This is a genomic window from Stieleria sp. JC731 (genome assembly GCF_020966635.1).
In the GTDB taxonomy this organism is placed as follows: domain Bacteria; phylum Planctomycetota; class Planctomycetia; order Pirellulales; family Pirellulaceae; genus Stieleria.
This window is the reverse complement of record NZ_JAJKFQ010000044.1, coordinates 1-7,801: the sequence shown is the minus strand read 5'-3', so window position 1 is coordinate 7,801 and position 7,801 is coordinate 1. Positions and strand designations below refer to the sequence as shown.

Genomic DNA, 7,801 nt, shown 5'->3' with positions numbered 1-7,801 from the left:
ACCCACGACCACAGTCGGCACTACATCGCTGCTGACAAGTCTACCCGATCGGAATCGTGAAGGGGAACGAGCATAGATATTTCAGCCGGCGGGCAGGGCGTTTGACCAGCAATCTCCAAGCCGGGATAAAACCGTGACATCAGAAGCGATCATCAAGAAACTGACGCATCGTGAATTCCGATCGGAGTTGTTCAAGCAAGACAATCAAACCGTGATTTCAATTGCGATCGATAGGAAACTGTCGTCTCGTGAAATCCCGTGGGCCGCGTTCACGAGCAACAATCAAACCGCAGGCTCATTTGCAACGATCAGCTATCAGTTGCCAGGTGAGATCAGATGGGCCGGATTCAGCAGCAGTAAAGACAGGCGTTGGTTATCGCAGGCACAACCATCTACGCGAACGGTAGGGTTCAGCGGGGCCGCGCGAACGACTCTCCACTTCAAAAACGTCAACTCGCGGCCTCCGTTGCAACCCATGGTTCTGTCGTCATGGTTGTGAACGGACAGAGTCGCGAAAGTCGAGATAGCTCCGTGTATCGAAGTACTCCATCCCGTCCTTCACGACCTTATTGTACACAAGTTCGCGTTCGTGCTTCATGTCGTACCAATCGGTGTCTGCATCACCCATCAACGCTGAGTATCGACTCCATACAGTATCGATTGTATCAACCGTCGGTCCGGAACGTATCGCCGTGTCGAGATGTCGTTCGGTCTCGTTTAGCCACGACAGTGAAACGCGAGTTTGAGGAACCGTTGCACAGTGGTAGTTGTGCATCCAATACACAAGCACGGCCCACTCCAGGTCGGTTTGGTCCGCAGGAGTCGAGACCACCAGGTGGTGAATCTTTTGCAAGACGGTTTGGCTGCGAGAGACGCGGTAAACTTGGTATGCAAACGCGACAGCGAACAAGAACAAGATGAATGCGATCGCGTTCACCGAGTATCGCAGTGGTTTACGCATGGCGTCTCGTCGACAGAACGGTACAAATCACCGAGTCGCCGCGGACGACGTGACCTCAAAACAAATCCGACGCGGCGACTTCGGTGCATTTGATTGTTATCCCGCAATCTCGTGCGTCCAAGCCTCGACCAGTTTTGGTGGAGCTGATGAGATAACATCAACACATGTGCTGCACGACAGAAAGCAGTAGTGTACCAAGTTGCCAGCCGCATGAAGTTCACACGATTGACGGTGAAATAGTTTAAGCAATTCTGAGTCTTCAACCGTCCAAAAAACATGCGGAAAATTCATGTCGGGCTGCGCTGGCTGAAGCGGAGCGATTCGGTCACCTTCATCCGAAACGAAATGCGCCAATGGTGATTCAAATCGAACAACAAGGACACCTATTGTTTCATCGTGTGGTCGGATCCAGAATCGAAATCCCTCGCAGTCGTCATGAATCGCGTCAATTTCGACTCTGCAAGATGACCATTTCTCGACCGGAAGCCATCGGCGATACAAACCATGCCACATATATCAGGCTAATCCTTGGGTTCATCGAAAGCGGGATAACGGTCATGGTCACCGAGTCGGCGCGGTTGAGGTGAAACTAAAACCCAAAAGACGTCGACTCGCCGACTTCGGTGCACCAACTGGTTCGCGAGCTACACACGACCACAGTCGGCAGCACATCGCTATCGAACAGTCTACTCGATTCGAATCGCCGAAGGGAATCAGCATCCATTTTCAGTCGGCACTCAAGGCGTTGGATGCCTCCAGACACCGCATATGTCGAACCGTAACATCAAATGCGATCAACAGGAGACTGCGGTACTTTGAAATCCAATGGGCGACATTCAGTCAGAACGATCAAACCGCTACTTCGATTGCGGCGATCAGCTATCAGTTGCCAGCTGAGATTCAATGGGCCGAATTCAGCAGCGTTGGATTCAAGCCACAACCATCCGCGCGAACGGTAGCGATCACCGAGTTGGCGCGATCGAGATGAAACTAAGACCCAAAAGACGTCGACTCGCCAACTTCGGTGCATCGCATTGTTATGTGCATTCTATTGGTCAATCGCAGTAGTTGTGACAAAGTTGGCACGTAACACAACCTATCAGTCGTGCCCCATTGAGCGATAGACCAACTGCAAAGAGGAGTACATATCGATGTTTTCGCGGGTAAGTCCAGATTTCATATTTCGGAGGAGTTTCGTAATGGTGGAGCAGGACGTACCAAAGTCGCTGGTCAACAACCAATCGTTTTAAACGCCCATGAACTCCATCTAGTGGATCAATAGGTCCGTAAAGCCTCGAATCAACGTCTGCGTCTTCGTACCGTTTATCAAACAAGCCTTGTGATTCGAAGTCGCAGTGAATTTCATCGTTGTAGCTAATTGCGTGGCGACCTGGGAAAGTGGGTTCGACTAAATCGAGATTGATGCCATGATCGGACCGAAAACCAACCGCACCGATGGAGTGCAATATGTGGCGAGCAGTGCGAGTCTGACCTAGGGCTTTGTATGTGGTCATATACGGAAACATTCTGCAGCCAGCTGCTCCGTATGCACACCATTCAAATCCACATGAACGCAACTGCCGCCAATCAGTTGAGACTGAAAGCGAAACTCCCATCGGCGGCAAATTAAACAATTCAGGCTGTGTCGCGACCACTCCGTTCGCAAAGAGCAAGTCACCTGAGACAGGCAAGTTGTCTCTGGTGAAGGCCGCGTCGCCGTCAATGAATGGAGGAAACAGTTCGGACGCTCTGTTGCACATAACGGCGGACATAACCGAGTGACGGCGGATGACTAACCACTTCAAAAACCCCGACTCCGTCACTTCGGTTCATGTCATGGTTCGCGTGGTACACACGACCACAGTCTGCACTACATCGCTCTCGACAAGTCTACCCGATTGGAATCGTGAAGGGGAACGAGCATAGATTTTTCGGCCAGCGGTTAGGGCGTCTGATCCGCTATCTCGGAGCAGAAATCAAACCGTGAATTCCAATGCGATCAACAGGAAACTGCTGACGCTTGAAATCAGATGGGCGTTGATCAAGCAACACAATCAAACGATGACTTCAATTGCGATCAACAGGAAACTGATGGCTCGCGAAATCGAATGGGCCCAGTTCACGAGCACCTATCAAACCGCAACCTCAATTGCAACGATCAGCTATCAGTTGCCAGGTGAGCTCAAATGGGCCGAATTCAGTAGCGTTGGATTCGAGCCACAACCATCCGCGCGAACGGTAACGATCACGTGGTCGCCGCGAACGACTCACCACTTCAATAAACTCAACTCGGCGACTCACGTGCATCGTCTGGTTCTGCCTTCTCGATCGGCACTTGCACGGTCATCGACGCCCACTGTGCGAACGCAGTAGATACAGCATTGTAGACAGCGTCGTGGATTCCTTTCGGCCCGGAATCGATCGGATGGTACGCAAATTGGTCCACTCGGACGTTCCATTGCCGTAAATCGATGACGTAATCGCGGGCAAATCGGTCGATGGCAATACGTGCATATTCCTCCAGAAACGATGCGTCACCGTCGATTTGGTTTCCAGTGTTGCGTTCGATCAAGTCGACCACGATCGCACCATTCGATTCGAAAGCGCGTGAAATTTCCACAGTAGCACCATCGTATCGCTCAGCACCTGCGGCCTGTCTGATCAAGTATGCGGAACCGATTGCGTGCATGATTCAATGGCAGAACGGCGGACATAACCGAGTGACGGCGGATGACTAAACACTTCAAAGACCCCGACTCCGTCACTTCGGTTCATGTCATGGTTCGCGTGGTATGCACGACCACAGTCCGCACCACATCGCTGCTGACAAGTCTACCCGATCGGAAATCCCAAGGGAAACGAGCATAGATATATCGGCTGGCGCATAGGGCATTTGATCCGCTATCTGGGAGCAGAAAACAAACCGTGACATCAAATGCGATAAGCAAGAAACTGTTGCCACGTGAAATCCCAAGGGTCGAGTTCGCAAACGACAATCAAACCGTGAATTCAATTGCGATCAATAGGAAACTGACGTCTTGCGAGATCACATGGGCCTAGTTCACGAGCAACTATCAAACCGCAGACTCAGTTGCAACGATCAGCTAACAGATGCCATGTAATATCAGATGGGCCGAATCCAAACTCCTTGTAGTGCAAAGGGCGATGACAAACTGAGAGCGAGATGAATCATCAACCGGTTCAACCACCCGCGCGAACGTTTGCCGTAACCGGGCGGCGACGGAAGATTGTCCATTTCAAAACCGCCCGAATTCGCCGCTCCGGTTCACGGCGTTGTTATCCGACGGCTAGTTTGTTTCATTGGTCGATGCCACGGTAAATTCCATCAGGAGGAACACCGTTTTGAACATCAGTCATGTCGATGTTCGCGATTGATAGGTTGTTTTCAAGTTCCTGCACGACATGCGGAAGATGCCGAACAGATTGCAAGTCGGCATCCGGAACGGCGGATGGCGGCCGTTCGTAGTCCGCAGGATTTGTGGAATCTGGGTGGAAGTAAATCAGAGTGATTGTGTCTTCGTTGTCCGGTGATGTATCGCCGTCCGCAACAAAAACGAATCCACTTGGATAGTCAGCAGGAAGTGCATGCACCAAGTCGATGCCGGCAAGTCCATGGTATTTCGGATCATCAACGAATCTTACGTTGGCGCGAAATCCGAACGAGCCAACAGGTGCGGCAATTCGATCTGTCAGCGACGCCCAAAGTTCCGGGCGGTCAGTGAATGTGCGGATCACCCAAGGATCGTGTGCGGATAGATCATCGTCGGCGTCTTGTGTCATGGAGCAGCCCGTCGCAACGGTGAGGAGAATCAGAAATGCGATGGATGTCTTCATTCGTGAGTCGGATAACGGTACGGATCACGCGGTCGCCGCGCGAGATCCTCCACTTCAACAACCACGACTCGGCGACTCGTCGTGCATCCGATTGTTCCCCGCTTCACGGATCGCCACTTGGCTCGGTGATCTCGGGTTGCTCATATCGTTCATCAGTCTGCGGATCATACAGCGCGCATCCGAATCGTCCCATCATGTCGATCATCCGGTTTAGCGGTTCAGGGTTGTCCAACAATTTGTATCCACATGACACGGCAACGTGGGTCGCAGTCACAGGCCAAGAAACCTGAAAGTAGCTGTCGTTTCCCTCCCAAATCATCGATGTACGTACGTCTTCGATTTCTGGGAATTCGGCAATGATGGCGCGTTTAATATCGTCGATCGGGAGAATGGGGATTCCGTCAACCAGCTTGTCTTCAGCAAGGTGCTCGCAGATTGCGTCGATAGACATTTCAGATGGTTTCGTTTGACGCCAAAACCAAAGATCGTACGACATAGCGAGCGTTGTGATGGGAATGCGGAAGAAAGATCGTCTTAAGTCGGGGAACGGTAACGATCACGTGGTCGCCGCGAACGACCAACCACTTCAAAAACCTCAACTCGGCGACTCGCGTGCATCGTCGGGTTCGCGAGGTACACACGACCACGGCCTGCATCACATCGCTGCTGACAAGTCTACTCGATCCGAATCACCAAGGGTAACGAGCATAGATTTTTCGGCTGGCGCATAGGGCGTCTGACCAGCTATCTCGCAGCAAGAATCAGACCGTGAAATCAAAGGCGATAAACAAGAAAGTATTGCCACTTGAAATTCGAAGGGCCGCGTTCACAAACGACAATCAAACCGTGAATTCAGTTGCGATCAATTGGAAACTGACGTCTCGCGAAATCACATGGGCCGCGTTCAAGCACAACTATCTGACGGTGAATTCAATTGCAGCGATCAGCTAACAGTTGCCACGTGAGATCAGATGGGCCGAATTCAGCAGCGTTGGATTCAAGCCACAACCATCCGCGCGAACGACAGGGATCAGCGGGCGGCGGGAGTTGACATTTATCTCATGAGAAACCGCACCACCGCCGCTCCGTTGCATCCCATAGTTCTATCGATTCTATCCGATACCAGCGTCCATCCAACGACAATCGTCGGACGGTATCCAGTTGACATCAATATTGCAGTCTGAGCCAAACAAAATCCTTCGCGCGATCTGGAATCCTACGCGTTTGGGCGAGTGGAACCGACTCGGAAAATAGCCGCCTTGGACAATCCCGCAACACGGGCACGTCGAACAAAGATGGAGTTCTCGGTCGACCTGAGCCCGCATATTGTATTTGGTGTAAGCAAAGTATTTCGAGTCATCACGCGTCGCCTGATAGACGCATACCGCGTGTTCATCGTTCGAAGCGATCAGAAAGGTTGAGTCTCGGTCGGACGTGCACGTCACGTATCCCTCCGGACCGTTCGCCGCGTGATCAAGCAATGGCTCTAGAGAGTCAAAACCCTCGGAAAACCAATTGGGTTCGATTTTCCAGCGATGATGCTGTTGCCATTCTGGCGGTACATGGCCGCGTGCGATGTCGGTATCTGAAGGCGAATATGCCTCACCCGAAGCTAAAGCACGATAGAAACATGCTTTCTGTTCGCGTTCACTCGCGTTTAGTTTGCGACAGAAACGACAGATCCCGTCGTGAGTTTCCCCGGCGTGAATGACGATTTCGTGTGGGCAAATCGTGCAGGGTATTCGCTCAAGCATCAGCGTGCTTCATCGATAGAACGGTAGCCGTCACCGAGGTCGGGCGGTGGACTGACCACTTCAATAAAATACGACTCCCGACCTTCGCGTGCACGGCATGGTTCGCGCGGTACACACGACCACAGCCAGCAGTACATCGCTCTCGACAAGTCTACCCGATTGGAATCGCGAAAGGTAACAAGCATAGATTTTTCGGCTGGCCCATAGGGCGTCTGACCTGCCATCTCGGAGCAGAAATAAACCGTGACATCAAATGCGATCAACAGGAAACTGACGTCTCGCAAAATCAATTGGGCCACGATCACGAGCGACTATCAAACCGCAACTTCGGTTGCGTCGATCAGCTAGCACTTGTCACGTGAAATCAGATGAGCCGAAATCAGACGCTCTATAGTGCAAAGGGCGATGACCAACTGAGAGAGAGATGAGTCAGCCAGCGTTCATCTACCTGCGCGAACGGTAGTGATCAGCGGGGACGGGCGAAAGACTGGCAAGCAGACCAATAGCCCCGACTCCCGTCCTCCGTTGCATCACGTGGTTACGCCCATCCAACGCATCACCTCAAGGTCGAGCAATGGATGGGCAATAGCGTACAGAATCCAGAGTATGCCGATAGCACATCCTGATATATTCAACCAATCAGAGGATGGCCGTTTGAGTCCTGCCATGAATTGCGTCAACCAAACCGAGATCACTGTACATGCCGGTACGCTGGGATTACTCAAAAATGCAAACGGTAGCAAAGCAATCCGTAGGCCAGGGGACAAATGCGATCGAAATAGGATTTCCCAGTTCATTGCAATTGACGCCAGGCTCACGGCAGTTACGGAGACCACCGTCAGTTTTCCGGGGGAACGAACAGAATTGGAAATCTGTGAACGATCGGCGAGCACAAGAGCCCCGAGCATCCAAGTAACCGTGCTGGTCACAAGAAGAGCCAAGGTGTGCGCCTCGTATACTTTCATCAATGTGGTTTTGGGCAGTACTTGAGCAGATCGCAACCAATGATTGATCGCGAATGCTGCGGCAACGGCTGCCGTAATGAAGAGAGCGTCAAGAATTCGAAAACGGCGCATCACGACCGTGCGAGAAACTTTTATTTGGCGTAACGGCGGACATAACCGAGTGACGGCGGATTACACACCGCTTCAGAAACCCCGACTCCGTCACTTCGGTTCATGTCATGGTTCGCGTGGTACACACGACCACAGTCTGCATCACATCGCTGCTG

Annotated in this window: 6 protein-coding genes; all 6 read right to left on the bottom strand. The window is 52.0% G+C overall.

The window, feature by feature from the left end:
* Nucleotides 1-487: 487 nt before the first annotated feature.
* The 6 genes from LOC67_RS27155 to LOC67_RS27130 all read right to left on the bottom strand — a co-directional run bounded on the left by LOC67_RS27155 (nucleotide 488) and on the right by LOC67_RS27130 (nucleotide 7,646).
* Nucleotides 488-961 (bottom strand): hypothetical protein, encoded by a 474-nt coding sequence (locus tag LOC67_RS27155; protein ID WP_230265999.1) that lies wholly within the window; start codon nucleotides 959-961, stop codon nucleotides 488-490.
* A gap of 2,284 nt (nucleotides 962-3,245) precedes the next feature.
* Nucleotides 3,246-3,650 (bottom strand): hypothetical protein, encoded by a 405-nt coding sequence (locus LOC67_RS27150; protein ID WP_230263817.1) that lies wholly within the window; start codon nucleotides 3,648-3,650, stop codon nucleotides 3,246-3,248.
* A gap of 629 nt (nucleotides 3,651-4,279) precedes the next feature.
* Complete coding sequence (locus tag LOC67_RS27145; RefSeq protein ID WP_230265998.1) at nucleotides 4,280-4,762, bottom strand: DUF6924 domain-containing protein; 483 nt, start codon at nucleotides 4,760-4,762, stop codon at nucleotides 4,280-4,282.
* Nucleotides 4,763-4,919: 157 nt separating this feature from the next.
* On the bottom strand, nucleotides 4,920-5,267 hold the full coding sequence (locus LOC67_RS27140) for a hypothetical protein (RefSeq protein WP_230265997.1): 348 nt from the start codon (nucleotides 5,265-5,267) through the stop codon (nucleotides 4,920-4,922).
* Nucleotides 5,268-5,928: 661 nt separating this feature from the next.
* Nucleotides 5,929-6,570: a hypothetical protein gene (locus LOC67_RS27135; RefSeq protein WP_230265996.1), complete on the bottom strand. Its 642-nt coding sequence runs from the start codon at nucleotides 6,568-6,570 to the stop codon at nucleotides 5,929-5,931.
* 530 nt (nucleotides 6,571-7,100) lie between these two features.
* Complete coding sequence (locus tag LOC67_RS27130; RefSeq protein ID WP_230265995.1) at nucleotides 7,101-7,646, bottom strand: hypothetical protein; 546 nt, start codon at nucleotides 7,644-7,646, stop codon at nucleotides 7,101-7,103.
* Nucleotides 7,647-7,801: the final 155 nt, after the last annotated feature.